General features: G+C 57.1%; 21 protein-coding genes. 17 read left to right on the forward strand and 4 right to left on the reverse strand.

The genetic code is table 11. From position 1 onward, the window contains the following. Positions 1 to 84 precede the first annotated feature (84 nt). Complete coding sequence (locus QN399_RS12845) at positions 85 to 702, forward strand: FKBP-type peptidyl-prolyl cis-trans isomerase (RefSeq protein ID WP_219062606.1); 618 nt, start codon at positions 85 to 87, stop codon at positions 700 to 702. A gap of 89 nt (positions 703 to 791) precedes the next feature. On the opposite strand, the gene QN399_RS12850 is transcribed toward QN399_RS12845, so the two are convergent. Together QN399_RS12850 and QN399_RS12855 are read right to left on the reverse strand one after the other, a co-directional pair. Further along, a complete protein-coding gene (locus tag QN399_RS12850; protein ID WP_322182024.1) occupies positions 792 to 1,034 on the reverse strand; it encodes a hypothetical protein in 243 nt (80 codons plus the stop codon). Between the two features lie 199 nt (positions 1,035 to 1,233). Continuing rightward, complete coding sequence (locus QN399_RS12855) at positions 1,234 to 2,202, reverse strand: polyprenyl synthetase family protein (protein ID WP_322182022.1); 969 nt, start codon at positions 2,200 to 2,202, stop codon at positions 1,234 to 1,236. 239 nt (positions 2,203 to 2,441) lie between these two features. Here QN399_RS12855 and rplU point away from each other — a divergent pair, with 239 nt between their 5' ends. The 5 genes from rplU (at position 2,442) to QN399_RS12880 (ending at position 6,215) form a co-directional block, all read left to right on the forward strand. Next, complete coding sequence (gene rplU, locus QN399_RS12860; RefSeq protein WP_219062603.1) at positions 2,442 to 2,753, forward strand: 50S ribosomal protein L21; 312 nt, start codon at positions 2,442 to 2,444, stop codon at positions 2,751 to 2,753. Between the two features lie 34 nt (positions 2,754 to 2,787). Beyond that, entirely contained in the window at positions 2,788 to 3,063 is a 276-nt protein-coding gene (gene rpmA / locus QN399_RS12865) for a 50S ribosomal protein L27 (RefSeq protein ID WP_048359284.1), read from the forward strand. A 208-nt stretch (positions 3,064 to 3,271) separates the two neighbouring features. Further along, positions 3,272 to 4,495 carry an Obg family GTPase CgtA gene (cgtA, locus tag QN399_RS12870; RefSeq protein WP_219062601.1) on the forward strand — a complete coding sequence of 408 codons (1,224 nt, stop codon included), beginning with the start codon at positions 3,272 to 3,274 and terminating at the stop codon, positions 4,493 to 4,495. Between the two features lie 92 nt (positions 4,496 to 4,587). Further along, positions 4,588 to 5,706, forward strand: a complete 1,119-nt coding sequence (gene proB / locus QN399_RS12875; protein WP_322182872.1) for a glutamate 5-kinase — start codon at positions 4,588 to 4,590, stop codon at positions 5,704 to 5,706. A 41-nt stretch (positions 5,707 to 5,747) separates the two neighbouring features. Then, positions 5,748 to 6,215: a CreA family protein gene (locus QN399_RS12880; RefSeq protein WP_330201013.1), complete on the forward strand. Its 468-nt coding sequence runs from the start codon at positions 5,748 to 5,750 to the stop codon at positions 6,213 to 6,215. Positions 6,216 to 6,379: 164 nt separating this feature from the next. Here QN399_RS12880 and rpsT read toward each other — a convergent pair whose 3' ends face one another. Then, positions 6,380 to 6,658, reverse strand: coding sequence for a 30S ribosomal protein S20 (gene rpsT / locus QN399_RS12885; protein ID WP_219062599.1), 279 nt, complete (start codon positions 6,656 to 6,658; stop codon positions 6,380 to 6,382). A 249-nt stretch (positions 6,659 to 6,907) separates the two neighbouring features. Here rpsT and murJ point away from each other — a divergent pair, with 249 nt between their 5' ends. From murJ to ispH, 6 genes are all read left to right on the forward strand, one after another. Then, positions 6,908 to 8,446, forward strand: coding sequence for a murein biosynthesis integral membrane protein MurJ (murJ, locus tag QN399_RS12890; protein WP_322182016.1), 1,539 nt, complete (start codon positions 6,908 to 6,910; stop codon positions 8,444 to 8,446). A 132-nt stretch (positions 8,447 to 8,578) separates the two neighbouring features. Next, entirely contained in the window at positions 8,579 to 9,505 is a 927-nt protein-coding gene (gene ribF / locus QN399_RS12895; RefSeq protein ID WP_322182014.1) for a bifunctional riboflavin kinase/FAD synthetase, read from the forward strand. Positions 9,506 to 9,540: 35 nt separating this feature from the next. After that, the gene (gene ileS, locus QN399_RS12900) at positions 9,541 to 12,372 is read left to right on the forward strand and encodes an isoleucine--tRNA ligase (RefSeq protein ID WP_322218042.1); all 2,832 of its coding nucleotides are present in this window, start codon (positions 9,541 to 9,543) and stop codon (positions 12,370 to 12,372) included. After that, positions 12,365 to 12,883, forward strand: coding sequence for a signal peptidase II (lspA, locus tag QN399_RS12905; protein WP_322182010.1), 519 nt, complete (start codon positions 12,365 to 12,367; stop codon positions 12,881 to 12,883). Before ileS ends, lspA begins: the two co-directional genes overlap by 8 nt. Then, a complete protein-coding gene (locus QN399_RS12910) occupies positions 12,876 to 13,328 on the forward strand; it encodes a peptidylprolyl isomerase (RefSeq protein WP_322182008.1) in 453 nt (150 codons plus the stop codon). Before lspA ends, QN399_RS12910 begins: the two co-directional genes overlap by 8 nt. Before the next feature lie 84 nt (positions 13,329 to 13,412). Then, positions 13,413 to 14,360 (forward strand): 4-hydroxy-3-methylbut-2-enyl diphosphate reductase, encoded by a 948-nt coding sequence (ispH, locus tag QN399_RS12915; protein ID WP_322182007.1) that lies wholly within the window; start codon positions 13,413 to 13,415, stop codon positions 14,358 to 14,360. A gap of 3 nt (positions 14,361 to 14,363) precedes the next feature. On the opposite strand, the gene QN399_RS12920 is transcribed toward ispH, so the two are convergent. Continuing rightward, on the reverse strand, positions 14,364 to 14,885 hold the full coding sequence (locus tag QN399_RS12920; protein WP_330201014.1) for a GspH/FimT family pseudopilin: 522 nt from the start codon (positions 14,883 to 14,885) through the stop codon (positions 14,364 to 14,366). Positions 14,886 to 15,018: 133 nt separating this feature from the next. Here QN399_RS12920 and QN399_RS12925 point away from each other — a divergent pair, with 133 nt between their 5' ends. From QN399_RS12925 to QN399_RS12945, 5 genes are read left to right on the forward strand one after another with little or no spacing between them, the layout of a single operon-like run. Further along, positions 15,019 to 15,486: a GspH/FimT family pseudopilin gene (locus QN399_RS12925; protein ID WP_322182003.1), complete on the forward strand. Its 468-nt coding sequence runs from the start codon at positions 15,019 to 15,021 to the stop codon at positions 15,484 to 15,486. Continuing rightward, positions 15,486 to 15,980, forward strand: coding sequence for a type IV pilus modification protein PilV (gene pilV, locus QN399_RS12930; RefSeq protein WP_322182001.1), 495 nt, complete (start codon positions 15,486 to 15,488; stop codon positions 15,978 to 15,980). Before QN399_RS12925 ends, pilV begins: the two co-directional genes overlap by 1 nt. Then, entirely contained in the window at positions 15,977 to 16,687 is a 711-nt protein-coding gene (locus tag QN399_RS12935; RefSeq protein WP_322181999.1) for a prepilin-type N-terminal cleavage/methylation domain-containing protein, read from the forward strand. Before pilV ends, QN399_RS12935 begins: the two co-directional genes overlap by 4 nt. Positions 16,688 to 16,697: 10 nt before the next feature. Then, positions 16,698 to 17,216 carry a PilX N-terminal domain-containing pilus assembly protein gene (locus QN399_RS12940; RefSeq protein ID WP_322181997.1) on the forward strand — a complete coding sequence of 173 codons (519 nt, stop codon included), beginning with the start codon at positions 16,698 to 16,700 and terminating at the stop codon, positions 17,214 to 17,216. Continuing rightward, entirely contained in the window at positions 17,191 to 20,280 is a 3,090-nt protein-coding gene (locus QN399_RS12945) for a PilC/PilY family type IV pilus protein (protein ID WP_330201015.1), read from the forward strand. Before QN399_RS12940 ends, QN399_RS12945 begins: the two co-directional genes overlap by 26 nt. Positions 20,281 to 20,284 lie beyond the last annotated feature (4 nt).

Here is a 20,284-nt window from a genome sequence, read left to right on the forward strand (position 1 = left end):
GGCGTCTTCAGGCGAGCCGTGGATTAGCCGCTCAGCGTGCCCACGTCCGGTCTTTTCCAAGCGCCCCCTCAGCGGAGCAGTGTTATGTCCGAAGTTAACTTGTCCACCGACGAAACCCGCGTCAGCTACGGCATTGGTCGTCAGTTGGGTGACCAGCTGCGTGATAACCCGCCACCGGGCATCAGCCTGGACGCGATCCTGGCGGGCCTGAATGACGCCTTCCACGGTAAAGAAAGCCGTGTAGGTCAGGACGAAATGTCTGCCAGCTTCAAAGTCATCCGCGAAATCATGCAGGCAGAAGCAGCGGCCAAGGCTGAACAAGCTGCGGGTGCTGGCCTGGCTTACCTGGCTGAGAATGCCAAGCGTGAGGGCGTTACAACCTTGGCTTCAGGTCTGCAATTCGAAATCCTGAACGCCGGTGAAGGCGCCAAGCCATCGCGCGAAGATCAGGTTCGCACCCACTACCACGGCACGCTGATCGACGGTACGGTGTTCGACAGCTCTTACGATCGCGGCGAGCCTGCTGAATTCCCGGTTGGTGGCGTGATTGCCGGCTGGACTGAAGCCTTGCAACTGATGAACGCCGGTAGCAAATGGCGTCTGCACGTTCCGAGCGAACTGGCTTACGGCGCACAAGGCGTCGGCGGCATTCCTCCGCACAGCGTTCTGGTATTTGACGTCGAGCTGCTGGACGTTCTGTAACCGTCGCGTTGTAAGCAGATGATGGTTGAACGGATCGTCCTGATCCGTTCAATCATGACAGGCAGGCATGTTGCGTTCAGCGCGCATGTTCAGTGCAGTTCACCGGCAGGGCGTAGCGCCCGCGCGTAGCAAAATAAAAACAGATTTCGCACCATCTCCTTCAGTACGCAGGGTTCGCTCGAACACAGTCCTGTAACGTCCAGATCCCCCTGATCACGCAGTTCGTCCAGCGCGTCCTCTTCCAACACCGCGCAAACCTCTCCGGTTTCACGATGGATGATTCGCAGGTAAGGGTGTGGGCGGTCCAGCCAGGCATCAATCAAATAAGTCATGTCTCATCTCCTTCTGGGTTTAGATGAGAATAATTCTTATTCATATAATAGCAAGGGACTATTGGATATTTGATTGGCGGGGGAGCGAGGTCGCATTCGCAGACACGTCAGTTCTCGCACATAATCTGTGCCGGGTGCACCTGTCGCGGTGTACGCGATTCTGGAGCTGACGTGTCTGTAAATGGGGTGCCGCTGTGTCTCAGTGCGTGCGCGCTACCGCGAACTCACTCAGCTCGATCAACGCATCGCGGTATTCGCTCGCTGGCAGCACTTCAAGGCAAGCAATGGCCTTGGCGACGTAATCACGGGCCAGTTGTGCGGTGTAATCCAGGGCGCCCGCGTTTTCGACGGCTTCGCGAATGCTTTCCAGGTCCTCCAGGCCACCTTTCTGGATAGCCTGGCGCACCAGTGCAGCCTGTTCTGGCGTGCCTTCGCGCATGGTGTAGATCAACGGAAGGGTAGGTTTGCCTTCTGCCAGATCATCACCCACATTTTTGCCCAGGGTTTCGGCATCGCCGCGATAATCCAGCAGATCGTCGACCAGCTGGAAGGCCACGCCCAAGTGATCGCCGAACGTGCGCAGGGCTTCACTTTGCTCGTGGGTGGCGCCGCACAAGGCTGCAGCGCTATGAGTCGAGGCTTCGAACAGCATGGCTGTCTTGCCGCGAATCACTTCCATATAGGTTTCTTCAGTGGTGCTGGCGTCGCGAATTTTCGACAGCTGCAGCACTTCGCCTTCTGCGATGACGCGCGTGGCTTTGGAGAGGATTTTCATCACGGACATCGAGCCCAGTTCAACCATCATCTCGAAAGAACGCGAGTACAGGAAGTCGCCGACCAATACGCTGGGGGCGTTGCCCCACAAGGCGTTGGCGGTGGAGCGGCCACGGCGCATACCGGACATGTCGACCACGTCGTCGTGCAGCAGGGTGGCGGTGTGCAGGAACTCGATGGTAGCCGCCAGCAGACGCAGGTCATCGCCTTCGCGCCCCAGCGCTTTGCCGCACAACAGTACCAATAAAGGACGCAGGCGTTTACCGCCGGCCGAGGTAATGTAGTCGCCGATTTTCGACACCAACGGCACGCGTGACGCCAGCTGCTTTTTGATAATGACGTCAACGGCACTAAAGTCGTCCGCCACCGTGCGGTAGAAAGCTTGGGGTTGCATCAGCGACAGGCGCTCCAAAAGGGTTGCGCGGCATGCTAGGTCTAGGGCCTGACCCTGTCAAGGTATCCTGATTAGGCACTTGCATCGCTTTTGCGCCTTGCGTACAATCGCGCACCCTAACTTTCCTGGGCAGCACCTGCCTTACGCAATTGCAACGGGCCGTTCCAGCCCAATGCAGCCATGCCAGCCAATACTCTACTTATAAAGAGCTGGGTGAGCAGGATTAACGGAGAAATACCATGTACGCAGTAATTGTTACCGGTGGCAAGCAGTACAAAGTCGCCCCGGGCGAATACCTGAAGATCGAAAAGCTGGAAATCGCTACCGGCGAATCCGTGACTTTTGATCGTGTTCTGTTGATCGGCAACGGCGACGACGTCAGCATCGGCGCTCCAGTCGTTCCTGGCGCCACTGTAGTCGCTGAAGTGATCTCCCAAGGTCGCCACGACAAGATTCGCATCATCAAGTTCCGTCGTCGTAAGCACCACATGAAGCGTATGGGCCACCGCCAGTGGTACACCGAGATCAAAATCACCGGTATTCAGGCTTAATTCAGCCTAATCCACTATTTGGAGTATTGAACTCATGGCACACAAAAAAGCTGGTGGTAGTACCCGTAACGGTCGCGACTCAGAAGCCAAGCGTCTTGGCGTCAAGATGTATGGCGGCCAGGCAATCATTCCGGGCAACATCATCGTGCGTCAGCGCGGCACCCAATTCCACGCTGGCTACGGCGTTGGTATGGGCAAAGATCACACCCTGTTCGCGAAAGTGGAAGGCGTGATCAAGTTCCAGGTTAAAGGCGCCTTCGGTCGCCGTTATGTGAGCATTGTCCCGAAGACTGTAGTCGTCGCGGCATAATCACGTAGTTGCTGGAAAAGCCCTGTCTAGCGACGGGGCTTTTTTGTTTGTAGATGTAGGTGAGTCTCTCGCAAAACTGTTTGTGCGGGCTGTTGTGATGTGGGCCCCTGGGGCTGCTGGTTTCTGATCGGTATCGCAACGCTCATTTTTGCAAGAGTCTTATGTCTTTGTGTTTTTCAGCTCGTCCCTGTGGCGGGAGGCGTGCGTTATGAAGTTTGTAGATGAAGTTTCGATTCGAGTAAAAGCAGGTGATGGCGGCAACGGTTGCATGAGCTTCCGTCGGGAAAAGTTCATCGAGAACGGCGGCCCTAACGGCGGCGACGGCGGTGATGGCGGCTCGATCTACATGATCGCCGACGAAAACCTGAACACCTTGGTCGACTACCGTTACACCCGGCACTTCGATGCTGAGCGCGGTTCCAACGGCGGCAGTGCTGACTGCACCGGTAAGAAAGGCGAAGAGATGGTGCTGCGTGTGCCGGTCGGCACCACGGTGATCGATGCGGCTACTCAGGAAATCATTGGTGACCTGACCAAGGCTGGTCAGCGCTTGCTGGTGGCCAGCGGTGGCTGGCACGGCCTGGGCAACACCCGTTTCAAATCCAGCACCAACCGTGCGCCACGTCAGACCACGCCAGGCAAGTTCGGCGATCAGCGTGATCTCAAGCTGGAATTGAAAGTGTTGGCGGACGTCGGTCTGCTGGGCCTGCCAAACGCGGGCAAAAGTACCTTTATTCGTTCTGTGTCTGCGGCCAAACCGAAAGTGGCGGATTATCCGTTTACCACGTTGATTCCGAACCTGGGTGTGGTCAGCGTCGATCGCTGGAAGAGCTTCGTGGTAGCCGATATTCCAGGCTTGATCGAAGGTGCTTCCGACGGTGCCGGTCTGGGGATTCGTTTTCTCAAGCATTTGGCGCGTACGCGTTTGCTGCTGCACCTCGTCGACATGGCGCCGCTGGATGACACCAGTGCACCGGACGCGGCTGAAGTCATCGTCAACGAGCTGATCAAGTTCAGCCCGTCACTGGCTGAGCGTGATCGCTGGCTGGTACTCAACAAGTGCGACCAGATCCTCGAAGAGGAGCACGAAGAGCGGGTCAAGGAAATCGTGGATCGTTTGGAGTGGACCGGTCCGGTCTACGTCATTTCAGCGATCTCCAAGCAAGGCACCGAGCAGCTTAGCCGCGACATCATGCGTTACCTCGAAGAGCGTAACCTGCGTATCGCTGAAGATCCGGCGTTCGCCCGTGAGCTGGCCGAGCTGGATCAGAACATCGAAGACGAGGCGCGTGCGCAGCTGCAAGCGCTGGACGATCAGCGTGCTCTGCGCCGTAGCGGCGTGAAGAGCGTGCATGATGCCGAAGAAGATGTTTGGGGCGATGATGAAGAGGACGATGAAGATGGTCCGGAAATCATTTACGTCCGTGACTGATCGGGTGCAGTAAACTAAACGCCGCTTAATAGCGGCGTTTTAGTATCTCGGATTTGTATTAACCAAAATTCTCTGGCTAAGGTTGGAAGATGATGCGCAGCAAAGTGACGGGTGCCCAGCGCTGGGTCGTGAAAATCGGCAGTGCCTTGCTGACCGCTGATGGCAAGGGCCTGGATCGGGCGGCAATGGGTGTCTGGGTCGAGCAAATGGTGGCGTTGCACGAGGCGGGCGTCGAACTGGTACTGGTTTCTTCCGGTGCTGTCGCGGCAGGCATGAGTCGTTTGGGCTGGACGGCGCGACCTACGGCCATGCACGAGTTGCAAGCCGCTGCGGCCATCGGTCAGATGGGCCTGGTGCAGGCGTGGGAGTCGAGTTTCGCCGAGCATGGTCGCCATACCGCGCAGATCCTGTTGACTCACGACGACCTGTCTGACCGTAAACGCTATCTGAATGCACGCAGCACGTTGCGCACCTTGGTCGAGCTGGGCGTGGTCCCGGTGATCAACGAAAACGACACGGTGGTCACTGACGAGATCCGTTTCGGTGACAACGACACGCTGGCGGCGCTCGTGGCGAACCTGGTTGAAGCTGATCTGTTGGTGATCCTCACTGATCGCGACGGCATGTTCGATGCTGATCCGCGCAACAATCCTGATGCGAAACTGATTCACGAAGCGCGTGCCGATGATCCGGCACTGGACGCTGTTGCGGGCAGTACCGGCGGCGCGTTGGGTCGTGGTGGCATGCAGACCAAACTGCGCGCGGCGCGTCTGGCTGCGCGTTCCGGGGCGCACACCGTTATCGTTGGTGGGCGTATCGAGCGCGTGCTGGCGAGGCTTAAAGCGGGCGAGCGGCTGGGCACACTGCTGTCACCTGAGCGGGAAATGCTGGCAGCGCGTAAACAGTGGCTGGCCGGGCATCTGCAAACGCGCGGCACCCTGGTGCTCGATGCAGGTGCGGTGGTCGCTTTGGCGCAAGGCAATAAAAGCTTGCTGCCGGTGGGCGTCAAGTTGGTGCAGGGCAGCTTCCGTCGCGGTGAAATGGTGGTGTGCGTGGCGCCGGACGGTCGTGAGATTGCCCGAGGCTTGAGCAACTACAGTGCGCTGGAGGCTCAAAAAATCATCGGCCAATCATCCGAGGCCATCGTCCGTGTATTGGGCTATATGGCTGAGCCGGAGTTGGTGCATCGGGATAACCTGATTCTGGTGTGAACGGTTGCGATCCGGCCCCTATTAAGAAGCAGGAAGGTGTGATGCGAGTTTTAAAAGGTGTGTTGGGCGTGCTGTTGGCGTTGCCCTTGATGGCTTCGGCCGAAGAGATCGGTCAGGTGTCGACGGTGTTCAAGTTTGTCGGGCCCAATGATCGAATCGTGGTCGAGGCATTCGACGATCCGAAAGTCGAAGGTGTGACGTGCTACCTGTCCCGCGCCAAGACCGGTGGGTTGAAAGGTGGTCTGGGTCTGGCAGAAGATCGCGCCGAAGCCTCCATTGCGTGCCGTCAGGTGGGGGCGATTCGTTTCCAGGAGCCGTTGAAGGATGGCGAAGAGGTTTTCAAAGAGCGCACCTCGCTGGTTTTCAAAACCATGCAGGTCGTTCGCTTCTTCGACAAAAAGCGCAATACGCTGGTGTACTTGGTCTATAGCGACCGAATTATCGAAGGCAGTCCGCAGAATGCGGTGACAGCTATTCCGATCCTGCCGTGGACACACAGCGCGCCTTGAGGGTGCGCCTGGCGTTCGTCCTGTAAGAGGGATCGAGGCGTGTAGTTTTGTCTGCGAAGGCTAGTCTGCGCGTTCCGGTCACGCCTGCAAATGTTCGGTGTGCTGATCAAATCGCAGACAATAAAAAACCGACCCTGGGGTCGGTTTTTTAACAAGCTTATCGCTTACGCAGCTACAGCAAGGTTCAGAGCCTTGACGTGGCCGTTCAGGCGACTCTTATGACGAGCAGCTTTGTTCTTGTGGATGATGCCTTTATCGGCCATACGGTCGATGATTGGCACAGCCAGAACATAAGCAGCTTGCGCTTTTTCAGCGTCTTTTGCGTCAATGGCTTTAACTACATTCTTGATGTAGGTACGAACCATGGAACGCATGCTGGCGTTGTGGCTGCGACGCTTCTCAGCCTGTTTTGCACGTTTTTTGGCGGAAGGTGTGTTGGCCACCGTCGAGCTCCTCGAAAGACTTGTGAAATAGCAAACAAATAAGGCCGCGAATCATGCCGACGAGTTGATGTCTTGTCAAGGGCAGATGATGCGCTCCGCTGAGTGGTCCTGGTATATCGCCGGGTTATTTATTTCCAGCGTACGACCTGTAAACTCGCGGACTTTGGCTCTGTGCTGCTGCGGCGCGGAGTATCGCATAAACGGGCAGCTTAAGGGCCCGTCCTTTAGTCAAGGCGCACAACTCTTTCAATGAACCTACTTCGATCATTAGCCGCCGTCAGCTCTATTACGATGCTTTCCCGCGTATTGGGCTTTGTGCGGGACACGATTATTGCGCGTGCTTTCGGTGCTGGAATGGCGACGGATGCCTTTTTTATCGCCTTCAAGCTGCCCAACCTGTTGCGCCGGATCTTCGCCGAAGGCGCTTTCTCTCAAGCCTTCGTGCCGATTCTGGCCGAATATAAAAGCCAGCGAGGCGAGGAGGCGGCGCGCACGCTGGTTGCCTACGTCAGTGGCTTGCTGACCCTGGTGCTGGCGCTGGTTACGCTGCTGGGGATCGTCGCGGCACCTTGGGTGATCTGGGTAACCGCCCCCGGCTTCGCCGATACGCCGGAAAAATTCGCGCTCACCACTGACCTGTTGCGAGTGACCTTTCCTTATATATTGCTCATTTCCCTGTCATCGCTCGCGGGAGCGATCCTCAATACATGGAACCGCTTTGCAGTACCGGCCTTCGTTCCAACCCTGCTTAACGTCGCTATGATCGGGTTTGCGCTGTTCCTGACGCCGTATTTCGATCCGCCGGTCATGGTGTTGGGGTGGGCAGTGCTGGCCGGCGGGCTTCTGCAATTGCTGTATCAGCTGCCACACCTGAAAAAAATCGGCATGTTGGTCCTGCCGCGTCTGAACCTGCGCGACAGCGGTGTCTGGCGCGTTATGAAGCAGATGTTGCCAGCGATTCTGGGTGTTTCCGTCAGTCAGATATCCCTGATCATCAACACGATTTTTGCCTCGTTTCTGGTTGCCGGCTCTGTGTCCTGGATGTATTACGCCGACCGCCTGATGGAGTTGCCTTCCGGCGTCCTCGGCGTGGCGCTGGGTACCATCCTGCTGCCGGTCCTGTCGAAAACCTACGCCAGCAAAGACCGTCAAGAGTATTCGCGGATACTCGATTGGGGCCTGCGCCTGTGCTTCGTGCTGGTCTTGCCGTGCACCCTGGCGCTGGGGATTCTGGCCGAGCCGCTCACGGTTTCGCTGTTTCAGTACGGCAAATTCGATGCGCTGGACGCCGTCATGACTCAGCGTGCCTTGATCGCCTATTCGGTGGGGCTGCTGGGCATCATTGTGATCAAGGTCCTGGCGCCGGGGTTTTATGCGCAACAAAATATTCGCACCCCGGTGAAAATCGCGATCTTCACGCTTATCGTCACTCAACTGCTCAACCTCGCGTTCATTGGCCCGCTGCAGCACGCCGGGCTGGCACTGGCGATCAGCGTGGGCGCCTGCATCAATGCCGGGCTGCTGTTTTGGCAGTTGCGCAAGCAGGCGCTGTTTCAGCCGCAGCCAGGCTGGACGAAATTTCTATTCAAGCTGGTCGTCGCGGTGTTGTTGATGTCCGGCGTGTTGCTCGGCCTGATGCACGTCATGCCGGCGTGGGACGAAGGGCACATGCTTGAGCGCCTTATTCGTCTGGGGGCGTTGGTGACGGCGGGTGTCGCGGTCTATTTCGGTGCGTTGCTGTTGCTAGGTTTTCGCCTGAAGGACTTCGCTCGCAAGGCGATTATGTAGGGGGTGAGAGGAGGGGCAATCGTCGGTTTTTCGGGCTGAAGGCCGACTGCTTGCGTTTTGCCTCGGACTGTTGCCTGTCGTCCAGGGCTGTGTGTGGTTATAATCGGCCACTTTATGAGCAAGAAGCGTGTTATGCAGCTGGTTCGAGGCCTCCACAATCTGCGCCCCCAGCATCGGGGCTGTGTCGCCACTATTGGCAACTTTGACGGTGTTCACCGTGGCCACCAGGCTATTCTGGCGCGCTTGCGTGAGCGAGCGGTCGAGTTGGGCGTGCCCAGCTGCGTGGTGATTTTTGAACCGCAACCGCGTGAATTTTTTGCCCCCGACACTGCGCCAGCGCGCCTGACACGTTTGCGTGACAAACTCGAGTTGTTGGCAGGTGAGGGTGTCGACCTGGTGTTATGCCTGGCGTTCAATCAGCGCCTGAGGAAACTCAGTGCCGCCGAGTTCGTCGATACGATTCTGGTCGGCGGCCTGGGCGTACAGCATCTGGAAGTCGGCGACGATTTCCGTTTCGGGTGTGATCGGCTCGGCGATTTCGATTTTCTGCAGCAAGCGGGCGCGGCCCAAGGGTTCACCGTAGAAGCGGCGCAGACTGTTGAAATAGACGGGGTTCGGGTCAGCAGCACCAAGGTTCGTGATGCCTTGGCTGCGGCGGATTTCGTCCAGGCCGAACGTTTGCTGGGGCGCCCGTTTCAGATTGCCGGGCGGGTCTTGCACGGCCAGAAACTGGCTCGGCAGTTGGGTACGCCCACCGCCAACGTACAGCTCAAACGTCGTCGTGTGCCGTTGACCGGGGTTTATCTGGTCAGCACGGAAATTGATGGCAAAACATGGCCGGGTGTCGCCAATATTGGCGTACGTCCGACCGTGTCAGGTGATGGCAGTGCCCACCTGGAAATACATATTCTGGATTTTACCGGTGATCTCTATGGCCGGCGTTTGACGGTGGCTTTCCACCAAAAGCTGCGTGATGAGCAGCGTTTCGCCTCTCTGGAGGCGCTGAAGACGGCGATCAATGCGGATGTCGCCGCCGCCCGTGCCCATTGGCGCCAGTAACATAAGTAGCGCTAATCGCTAATTAAGAGCCTTAAATGACCGACTATAAAGCCACGCTAAACCTTCCGGACACCGCCTTCCCAATGAAGGCCGGCCTGCCCCAGCGCGAGCCGCAAACTCTGCAGCGCTGGGACAGCATTGGCCTGTACCAGAAGCTGCGCGAAATTGGCAAGGATCGTCCAAAGTTCGTTCTGCACGACGGTCCTCCCTATGCCAACGGCAATATTCACATCGGTCACGCCGTCAACAAGATTCTCAAGGACATGATCATCCGCTCGAAAACCCTTTCGGGTTTCGACGCGCCTTATGTTCCGGGTTGGGACTGCCACGGTCTGCCAATCGAGCACAAAGTCGAAGTCACCCACGGCAAGAACTTGCCTGCGGACAAGACGCGTGAGCTGTGCCGTGCCTACGCTGCCGAGCAGATTGAAGGGCAAAAAGCCGAATTCATCCGGCTTGGCGTGTTGGGCGACTGGAGTAACCCTTACCGCACCATGGACTTTGCCAACGAAGCCGGGGAAATCCGCGCGCTGGCTGAAATGGTCAAGGGCGGTTTCGTGTTCAAGGGCTTGAAACCGGTCAACTGGTGTTTTGACTGTGGCTCGGCACTGGCTGAAGCTGAAGTCGAATACGCCGACAAAAAATCCGCGACCATCGACGTCGCATTCCCGATTGCTGATGAAGCAAAGCTGGCGGCGGCTTTCGGTCTGACTGCGCTGAGCAAACCGACCTCCGTCGTGATCTGGACCACTACGCCGTGGACCATCCCGGCCAACCAAGCGCTGAACGTCCACCCGGAGTTCACCTACGCGCTGGTCGATGTCGGCGACAAACTGCTGGTGCTGGCCGAAGAACTGGTCGAGTCCTGCCTTGCACGCTACAACCTGCAAGGTTCAGTGATCGCCACCGCTCAAGGCCAGGCGCTGGAGCTGATCAACTTCCGTCACCCGTTCTACGATCGCCTGTCGCCGGTGTACCTGGCTGACTACGTCGAACTGAGCGCCGGTACCGGTGTGGTTCACTGCTCGCCCGCCTATGGCGTCGACGACTTTGTGATCAGCAAAAGTTACGGCATGACCAACGACGACATCATCAGCCCGGTGCAGAGCAACGGTGTGTATGTCGACTCGCTGGAGTTTTTCGGTGGCCAGTTCATCTTCAAGGCCAACCAGAACATCGTCGACAAGCTGGCGGAAGTCGGCAGCTTGCTGCATACCGAAACCATCTCTCACAGCTACATGCACTGCTGGCGCCACAAGACGCCGCTGATCTACCGCGCGACGGCGCAGTGGTTCGTGGGCATGGACAAGCAGCCGGTCACGGGCGCTACCTTGCGTGAGCGTGCCGTCAAAGCCATTGAAGAGACCGCGTTCATCCCGGCCTGGGGTCAGGCGCGTCTGCATTCGATGATCGCCAACCGCCCGGACTGGTGTATCTCGCGTCAACGTAACTGGGGCGTGCCGATCCCGTTCTTCCTGAACAAGGAAAGCGGCGAGCTGCACCCGCGTACCGTCGAGCTGATGGAAGAAGTTGCCCAGCGCGTCGAACAGGAAGGCATTGAAGCCTGGTTCAAAATGGACGCGTCCGAGCTGCTCGGTGACGAAGCGTCGAAGTACGACAAGATCTCCGACACCCTGGACGTCTGGTTCGACTCCGGCACCACGCACTGGCACGTCCTGCGTGGCTCGCATCCGATGGGCCACGAAACCGGTCCGCGCGCTGATCTGTACCTGGAAGGTTCGGATCAACACCGTGGCTGGTTCCACTCGTCGCTGTTGACCGGTTGCGCCATCGACAACCACGCGCCGTACCGCGAATTGTTGACCCACGGTTTCGTCGTCGACGAGAACGGTCGCAAGATGTCCAAGTCGCTGAATAACGTCGTCGCGCCGCAGAAGGTCAACGACTCCCTGGGCGCCGATATCATGCGTCTATGGGTGTCAGCCACCGACTACTCGGGCGAAATGGCGGTTTCCGACCAGATCCTGCAACGCAGCGCGGACGCCTACCGGCGTATCCGTAACACTGCGCGCTTCCTGCTTTCCAACCTGACCGGCTTCAACCCGGCCACCGACATCCTGCCGGCCGAAGAAATGCTGGCGCTGGATCGTTGGGCGGTTGACCGTGCCGCGCTGCTGCAACGCGAGCTGCAAGAGCATTACGGCGAATACCGGTTCTGGAACGTCTACTCCAAGGTGCACAATTTCTGCGTGCAGGAGCTGGGCGGTTTCTACCTGGACATCATCAAGGATCGTCAATACACCACGGCGGCCGACAGCACTGCGCGTCGCTCTTGCCAGACCGCGCTGTTCCACATCTCTGAAGCGCTGGTGCGCTGGATCGCTCCGATCCTGGCCTTCACCGCCGACGAGCTGTGGCAGTACCTGCCGGGCGAGCGCAACGAGTCTGTGATGCTCAACACTTGGTACGAAGGCCTCAGCGAGTTGCCAGAAGGTTTCGAGCTGGACCGCGCCTACTGGGAGCGGATCATGGCGGTCAAAGTCGCGGTCAACAAAGAGATGGAAAACCTGCGTGCAGCCAAAGCGATTGGTGGCAACCTGCAGGCTGAAGTCATCTTGTACGCTGAAGACTCGCTGGTCGCCGACCTGTCTAAGCTGAGCAATGAATTGCGCTTCGTGCTGATTACCTCCACGGCCACTGTCGCCCCTCTGCTCGATGCTCCGGCCGATGCCGTAGTCACCGAAGTCAGCGGTCTGAAGCTCAAAGTGGTCAAGTCCGGGCACGCGAAGTGCGCCCGTTGCTGGCACCACCGCGAAGACGTGGGTGTCGATCCAGAGCATCCGGAAATCTGCGGTCGTTGTGTAGACAATATCAGCGGCAAGGGCGAGGTGCGTCACTATGCCTAATGCGGGCACGGCGAGCCGTATCGGCCGTCTGAGCTGGCTCTGGTTGAGCGTGCTGGTACTGGTCATTGACCAGGCCAGCAAGTTCTATTTCGAGCATGGGCTGACCTTGTATCAGCAAATTGTCGTGATCCCTGATTACTTCAGCTGGACCCTGGCCTACAACACTGGCGCTGCGTTCAGCTTCCTCGCTGACAGCTCCGGCTGGCAGCGTTGGTTGTTCGCGTTGATCGCGGTAGTGGTCAGTTCGGTGCTGGTGGTCTGGCTCAAACGCCTGGGTTCAAGTGAAACCTGGTTGGCCGTGGCGCTGGCGCTGGTATTGGGGGGCGCACTTGGCAACCTCTATGACCGCATTGTGTTGGGGCATGTGATCGATTTCATTCTGGTGCATTGGCAGAATCGCTGGTATTTCCCGGCGTTCAACATTGCCGATAGCGCGATTACCGTCGGCGCGGTCATGTTGGCGCTGGATATGTTCAAAAGTAAAAAGTCCGGAGAACCCGTTCATGACTGAGCAGTTATTGGTTGAGCAACGCATCGGCCAGAACACGGAAGTCACCTTGCATTTCGCCCTGCGCCTGGAGAACGGCGACACCGTCGACAGTACCTTCGACAAGGCTCCTGCGACCTTCAAGGTCGGCGACGGTAACCTGTTGCCGGGTTTTGAAATAGCATTGTTCGGCTTCAAGGCGGGTGACAAACGCACCGTCGAAGTGTTGCCGGAAAACGCTTTCGGTCAGCCTAATCCGCAAAACGTGCAGATCATCCCGCGTTCGCAGTTCCAGAACATGGAGCTGTCCGAAGGCCTGCTGGTGATCTTCAACGACGCGGCCAATACTGAGCTGCCAGGCGTGGTCAAAGCGTTCGACGATGCTCAAGTGACCATCGACTTCAATCACCCGTTGGCTGGCAAGACGCTGAGTTTCGAAGTGGAAATCTTCGAGGTCAAAGCGCTCTGATCTTCTAGAGCCCAACCCCGTGCATGGCTTCGGTCGGGCGGGGTTGGACGTCCTGTTTTCCTGCGCGTAGACACGAGGCACCGCATGCAAATCAAACTCGCCAACCCACGCGGCTTCTGCGCGGGTGTTGACCGTGCGATCGAAATCGTCAATCGCGCCCTTGAAGTGTTTGGCCCGCCGATTTACGTGCGCCATGAAGTGGTTCACAACAAATTCGTCGTCGAAGACCTGCGCGCACGTGGCGCGATCTTCGTCGAAGAGCTGGATCAGGTGCCGGACGACGTCATCGTGATTTTCAGCGCCCACGGCGTGTCCCAGGCCGTGCGCACCGAGGCCTCTGGTCGTGGCTTGAAAGTGTTCGACGCCACGTGCCCGCTGGTGACCAAAGTGCACATCGAAGTTGCACGCTACAGCCGTGACGGTCGCGAGTGCATTCTGATCGGCCATGCCGGACACCCTGAAGTCGAAGGCACCATGGGCCAATACGACGTCAGCAATGGCGGGATGATCTACCTGGTCGAAGACGAAGAAGACGTCGTCAACCTGCAGGTGCGCAACCCGGAAAGCCTGGCGTTCGTGACCCAGACGACGCTGTCCATGGACGACACTAGTCGCGTCATCGATGCCCTGCGCACGCGCTTCCCGAGCATTGGCGGTCCACGCAAGGACGACATCTGCTACGCCACGCAAAACCGCCAGGACGCGGTCAAGCAACTGGCCGATGAATGCGACGTGGTGTTAGTGGTCGGTAGCCCGAACAGCTCCAACTCCAACCGCCTGCGCGAGCTGGCGGAACGCATGTCCACTCCGGCCTACCTGATCGACGGCGCGGAAGACCTGCAACGCAGCTGGTTTGACGGGGTAGCGCGGATCGGCATCACCGCTGGCGCCTCGGCCCCGGAAGTGCTGGTGCGCGGCGTGATTCAGCAGCTACACGCCTGGGGTGCAACCGGCGCTGATGAGCTGGTTGGCCGCGAAGAGAACGTCACGTTCTCAATGCCCAAGGAACTGCGGGTGAAGTCGTTGCTTTGAGGCTTATACCGGGCGGCAAAGCTTGTTTTCGGTTTTGTTGTTTCTGAGACTGACCCGCCCGGTTTTCGATAGCACCACCTGGTAGTCACTGGTGGATTGTTTCGCGTCGCAAACATGAAGCGTCCCGGCCAAAAAGCCGCCACTGGCATGCAGCGGTGCCCCCAAGCCGTTGAACCGCACGAAACGCTTCACCGGGGCATTGCCGACAATCGGGATTTTTCCACTGCTCGCCCGCTCCACCAGCACCGGGTTACTGTCGTCTCCCGCGCCGGCACCGTTGTGGTCGACAATAATCCGCCAGCCCAGACTCCAGTCATCGTCTATCGCGTGGATCAACACCACTTGATTGCGCATGATCGCTTCGGTGCGCGCTGAACGCATTCCGCTGGCCAACTGCCGGGCTGCGTCATCACGACGCTGGGCTTCAATCAACTGAGCAAACCCCGGAACGGCAAACTGGGCGACAATCGCGATCAGCGTGATCCCTGTCAGTAGTTGGACGAGGCTAAAACCGGTTTGCTTCATGTGGGGCTTCCTTCCTGGAAATGGGGTGTCGAGCGTCATCCGGGCATTCATCCCTGTTAAATAACCTTACATCTAGCTGTAGATTTTCGCGTCGCAGTGCTGCCTTATAGTCAGGTCCTCAAGGAGACACCTAATGCGCCACCGCTCCAAGGGCTTTAGCCTGATTGAATTGTTAGTCACTGTGTCGCTCATCGGGATACTGGCGGCGATTGCTGTGCCGAGCTTTCAGAGTTCGATCCAGAGTTCAAAGGCCGATACCGAGGTCAGCGACTTGCAGCGCGCACTCAACTATGCGCGGCTGGAGGCGATCAATCGTGGGGTAAGTACTCGCATCACGCCGAGTGTCTCAGGCTCTGCATGGAATACCGAGTTGAGTGTCTTCCTCGTTTCGGACACCACCAAAGCCTTGCGTATCGTGCCGGCCATGACTAGCGGCGCGACGCTGACTGTCCCTAACAGCCCTGCCGTTATCGATTTCAATAACTTGGGCGGTCAGGCTGCGCCAGGGGCTAATCTGGCAATTGCCTACTTGTTAGGTACGATCAGCAAAACAGTGAATGTTTGCTTGAATGGACGAATCGTTTTGGGCGGAAGTTGTTAATGGTTTATGGGAATAGGCGCACCCAGACCGGGATCGGCCTGATTGAAGTGCTGGTCTCGGTGCTAATTCTGGCTATCGGACTGCTCGGAGCCGCGGCACTGCAACTCAATTCTTTGAAATATACCGACAGTTCGACGATGAGCAGTCAGGCGAGTTTCATTGCATACGACATGATGGATCGGATTCGTGCCAATCCATGTTCGAACGCTCTGCAAAACCCCTGTTCGAATCCCGCAGCGGACTATGCGCTAGCGTCTCTGGCCTCGGCCCCGACGTCGTTCACCAGTGGCGCAATACGAAACCAGGACTGGTTCGACTTTGCTACCAATGTGAAAAACTTCGCTGGCACTGGGGCGGACGGGTCTATTTCCGTAGCGGCCGGTGTAGTCACCATCACCATCACTTGGAATGACTCACGGGCGGCCAATGTTGTCGGTACCCTGCAAACATTCACCTTGGTCAGTGCTGCCTCGACCGTGTGGAGCGGGTTATGAAGAGACTGTCCAAGGGCTTTGGCCTGATTGAAATTATGGTGGCCCTGACTCTCGGGTTGATCGTTGTGCTGGGTATCACGCAAATATTCCTGTCGACCAAAACCACTTTTGTAAATCAGACTGTCTCAGCCGGCATGCAGGAGGATGCGCGTTTCGTCTTCAGCAAAATGCTCCAGGAAATTCGTATGGTAGGCATGTTCGGCTGTTTGTCGTCGTCGACGATAAAGGACTCAAGTACCGCCAATGATTTTGCAGCTGCATCCTTGACCCCGATCAGCTGGGACAATGCCAATCAGATTTTGACTTTGGTCACGGCTGACGTTGGCTCAAATGGCGGCGCTCCAACCTGGAGCATTGTCTCGGATTGCCTGACCTCTTCCACCGCCTACACTGGCGTTAAAGCTCCGGTTAGTGGCCAGATAGCAATACCAATCAGGAAGCTGGTTTACACCTACAAGAACAACCAGATATTTCTCGGTCCGACCAGTAATCAATCGGCACTGGTGAACAATGTCAGTGCCTTCAGCGTTTCTTTCGGTATCGCCAATTCGGCATCGGACACAGTAGCGACCAGTTACTCCACCAACCCGAGCAATCCCGCATTGATCCGCAGTGTGCGACTGACCATGACACTGACCGACCCGACCAACAAGGTCAGGAATCAGACGTTCAACGTAGTGGCTGCCTTGCGTAACAGGCTCAGGTAAGGGGTTCAATATGAAAAATTTTGATCGCATCCCTGTCCGACTCAATGGGGGGGAGCAGGGCATGGCGCTGGTGGTCAGTTTGGTGTTTTTGCTGCTATTGACCCTGATTGGTATCTCGTCAATGCAGAATGCCACCCTGCAAGAAAAAATGTCCGGGAGCGTGAAGCTGCGCAACGAATCATTCCAGTTCGCCGAGTCTGCCTTGCGCATGGCCGAAACGCTGGTGCAAGTCAGTACTTACGCCAAAGCCGTATGCGTCCCCCCCTTGTGTGTACCACCCTCGGACTCGAATACTGTTGTGGCAGCGGGAGCAAGCAGCGTTTCAGGGGTGACCTGGGTGGCGACGGGCCATGGCTTTTACTCAATACAATCAGTGGGGACGACGGTAGGAGCGCCAGCCAACATCTACACGGGGGGCTTGGACGTTAATACTCATTGGACCTTTTTCCGGCTAACCGGCGTGGGCATTCAAGGCAATTCGCGGACCGTACTTGAGAGTATTTATGTCAAGAAAAGAAGTGGGGCTTAACGTGTCTCGGTCGCGATTCGGTTATTTTCTTACTGGCGTGTTTTTAGGTCTGTTCCTGGCCACTCCCGCCTATGCGTTCAGCCCCTCGGACTCGCCGCTGCTGAGCGCGGGGGCAGTGGCGCCAAACGTGATTCTGTTAGTGGATAACTCAGGAAGTATGAATAACCTGATTCGGGCGACAGGCTTTGATCAGACTGCGACTCAAACACAAGTCTATAACTGCAGTTCGAACAGCAACTGCAGCAGCCTCGTCGCGCTGGACATGACCAGTGAAAACCAATTCCTCAGTACCTTGAATCAGGGTACCTGCACGACGGGTTATGACGGATTTAAACTATCGATTAGCGGTAGCGCCAGCGTGTACTGCCTCAAGCTGCCGGACCCAGTGGGCAGTGGTAACACTCGTATTTCAACACGGTACATTGCCTATCTGATTGGGTTGATGACCACCTTGACGAAAGACTACACAGACGGTTCGATCCCCAATGACTACCGGATCAACGTTGCACGTAACGTGTCCTCTGCGCTCGTCACCAGCAACCGCAACTTGCGTATTGGTCTGGCTACCTTCAATCCACCCAACTATAGTGATTCGGGCCCAGGCGGTAATATCTCCCGGTCAATCAGTGACTTGTCGGTGGTCACCGGCTCTGTCACTCAAACCCAGGCAGATACCAACTACAATGCACTGATCTCCGCGATCAAAGGCTTGGGTGCTATCGCCAACACGCCATTGGCCGAAACCTACTACGAGATCACTCGTTACTTCCGTGGCATGACGCCCTATTACAATTCGACACCGAGTACCTATACCAGCCCCATTCAATATCGCTGCCAGAAAAACTACGGAGTGGTAATCACCGACGGCCTACCGACCTATGACCGCACGTTTCCAACCAACGATCCGTTGGGCGGAAGCAGGCTGCCCAACTGGGACGGTAATAGTGCGAATGACGGCGCTAATCTGAGTGGCGATAATGAAGGTGACACGCTGTACCTGGATGACATTGCCAAGTTCGCGTATGACATTGACCTGCGCTCCACCGGCAATGATGCTGCCGGGAAGAGCTGGGATTCGGTGGATTACCCCACGCAGAACCTGTCTACCTACACGGTAGGTTTTACGGCAGCAAACCAAATGCTGTCTGATGCGGCGCGTTATGGACATGGCACTTACTATCAAGCCACTGACAGCGCAGGTTTGAACGCGGCGCTTTCTTCAGCGTTGAACGACATCACCTCCAAGGCGGGCTCGGGTGGCGGCGGGGCAGTCAGTTCGTCGAACTTGTCCAGCACCTCCCAGACCTACACGTCGGTTTATGACTCCGCTGATTGGCGTGGCACGATCAAGGCATTCAACTTCAACACCGATGGTTCGGTCAGTACAACGCCTAGCTGGACGACCGACACGACGATTGTCCCAGGCATCAGTCCGACCTATCAGTCGTGGAATACCACCTCCAATGCCGCAATTACCTTGGCCTACAGCAACTTCTCTATTGCCCAGCAAGCCACCCTCAATTTACCGACGGGGACTAACGGCAGCGACTTGATCGAGTGGAGCAAAGGCACTAACAAGAGTGGCTTCAAAGTGCGTACGGTGCTGTTGGGCGACATTGTCAACTCACGGCTTATGTATGCGTCTCCGAGCGACGCCACCGCCTCGGACAGCACCGGTGATACCAGTTATTCGGCTTTCCTGGATAAGAAAGTTGTAGGCATGAGCCCGAGTCTGGTGGTCAATGCCAACGACGGTTTGGTCAATGTGATCGACCCCAGCAACGGCACTCGACGTTACGCCTATATGCCGTCTAGCGTGCTGAACAATTTGCATTATGTCGCAGACCCCGCCTACATCAATGGTGTGACCCACAAGTTCCTCGCCGACGGCCAGATATCTATTGTCGATGCTCGGCTCGGTACCGCCTGGAAAACCCTCGCTATAGGCGGCGTAGGGGCTGGCGGCAAGGCGTTCTATGCGATTCAACTATACGATGGCACTGCTGGCAACTCGATCAGCGCATTGTGGGAGATTCGTGCTCCCGATATCGCCAATACAGCCAATGTTTTTAATGACTTGGGTTATGCCTATGCCAAGCCTGAAGTTGCGCAGCTGGCAGACGGACGCTGGGCGGCGTTCATTGGTAACGGCTATGGCAGTAGCACCGGCGTAGCGGCGTTATATGTGGTGGATATCCGCGACGGTTCGCTGATCAGGAAAATCATTGTCGATAGCACCGGCGGTAATGGCCTGAGCTCGGTGAAGTTGCGGGTCAATGCCCAGAGCGTGGTGCAGTACGCTTATGGTGGTGACTTGAAAGGCCAAATGTGGAAGTTCGACTTTACCAGTAGTGCGCCTGCCAGTGGGATCTCGTTCTCCAATACGCCGTTGTTCATCGCGCCGGGAGGCACGAGTCAGCCGATTACAGCCCAGCCGGTGATTGGTAGCCTGCCTTCTCTTGGGTACCTTGTGTATTTCGGGACCGGGAAGCTCAGTGAGGTCGCCGATAAAACCAGCACGGCTCGTCAGGCTTTCTACGCTGTCCTGGACAACGATGGTGCCAGTGCCAGCTATGGCGAAAGCCAACTTCAAGCCCAGTCGTTTACAGGGGCCACAGCGACGGGCAGTCAGTACTTCACCACCAGCCAGACCCCGGTGGACTACACAACCCAGAAAGGGTTCTACCTACCGTTGGTGGTGAGTGGTGTTTTGGCCGGTGAGCGGGTGCTCTATCAGGCTCAATTAAGCTTTGGCAGGTTGTTCTTCACCACTGCGATCATCGATACAGCGGACCCCTGTTCAAGCTCAGGTTCAGGGCGATTCGTGGATATCGACGCAGTCAGTGGCGCCATGCTCAATTATGCTGTGCTGGATACCACGGGTGATCGAGTGGTTGATAGCAGTGACTCGATTACCAGTGGCATCATGTTCAGTGGGGGGGTGCCTAACCTGTCGGGAGCTGTCAGCAACTCATCGGGCACTCAAAACCTGATGCTTCCAACGCCACAGACGGAGCTTGGCGGTGTTTTCAATCGGCGCGTCATGTGGCGACAAATTCAGTAATCAA

It is taken from the genome of Pseudomonas sp. 10C3 (assembly GCF_036346185.1).
GTDB lineage: Bacteria > Pseudomonadota > Gammaproteobacteria > Pseudomonadales > Pseudomonadaceae > Aquipseudomonas.

Coding starts and splice junctions, on each gene's coding strand:
- pilV (WP_322182001.1), top strand. CDS start 15,486: ATGGTTTATGGGAATAGGCGCACCCAGACCGGGATCGGCCTGATTGAA.
- QN399_RS12850 (WP_322182024.1), bottom strand. CDS start 1,034: ATGACTTATTTGATTGATGCCTGGCTGGACCGCCCACACCCTTACCTG.
- QN399_RS12880 (WP_330201013.1), top strand. CDS start 5,748: ATGCGAGTTTTAAAAGGTGTGTTGGGCGTGCTGTTGGCGTTGCCCTTG.
- ispH (WP_322182007.1), top strand. CDS start 13,413: ATGCAAATCAAACTCGCCAACCCACGCGGCTTCTGCGCGGGTGTTGAC.
- QN399_RS12855 (WP_322182022.1), bottom strand. CDS start 2,202: ATGCAACCCCAAGCTTTCTACCGCACGGTGGCGGACGACTTTAGTGCC.
- cgtA (WP_219062601.1), top strand. CDS start 3,272: ATGAAGTTTGTAGATGAAGTTTCGATTCGAGTAAAAGCAGGTGATGGC.
- QN399_RS12925 (WP_322182003.1), top strand. CDS start 15,019: ATGCGCCACCGCTCCAAGGGCTTTAGCCTGATTGAATTGTTAGTCACT.
- lspA (WP_322182010.1), top strand. CDS start 12,365: ATGCCTAATGCGGGCACGGCGAGCCGTATCGGCCGTCTGAGCTGGCTC.
- QN399_RS12935 (WP_322181999.1), top strand. CDS start 15,977: ATGAAGAGACTGTCCAAGGGCTTTGGCCTGATTGAAATTATGGTGGCC.
- QN399_RS12910 (WP_322182008.1), top strand. CDS start 12,876: ATGACTGAGCAGTTATTGGTTGAGCAACGCATCGGCCAGAACACGGAA.
- ileS (WP_322218042.1), top strand. CDS start 9,541: ATGACCGACTATAAAGCCACGCTAAACCTTCCGGACACCGCCTTCCCA.
- proB (WP_322182872.1), top strand. CDS start 4,588: ATGCGCAGCAAAGTGACGGGTGCCCAGCGCTGGGTCGTGAAAATCGGC.
- QN399_RS12920 (WP_330201014.1), bottom strand. CDS start 14,885: ATGAAGCAAACCGGTTTTAGCCTCGTCCAACTACTGACAGGGATCACG.
- rpmA (WP_048359284.1), top strand. CDS start 2,788: ATGGCACACAAAAAAGCTGGTGGTAGTACCCGTAACGGTCGCGACTCA.
- QN399_RS12845 (WP_219062606.1), top strand. CDS start 85: ATGTCCGAAGTTAACTTGTCCACCGACGAAACCCGCGTCAGCTACGGC.
- ribF (WP_322182014.1), top strand. CDS start 8,579: ATGCAGCTGGTTCGAGGCCTCCACAATCTGCGCCCCCAGCATCGGGGC.
- QN399_RS12940 (WP_322181997.1), top strand. CDS start 16,698: ATGAAAAATTTTGATCGCATCCCTGTCCGACTCAATGGGGGGGAGCAG.
- rplU (WP_219062603.1), top strand. CDS start 2,442: ATGTACGCAGTAATTGTTACCGGTGGCAAGCAGTACAAAGTCGCCCCG.
- murJ (WP_322182016.1), top strand. CDS start 6,908: ATGAACCTACTTCGATCATTAGCCGCCGTCAGCTCTATTACGATGCTT.
- QN399_RS12945 (WP_330201015.1), top strand. CDS start 17,191: ATGTCAAGAAAAGAAGTGGGGCTTAACGTGTCTCGGTCGCGATTCGGT.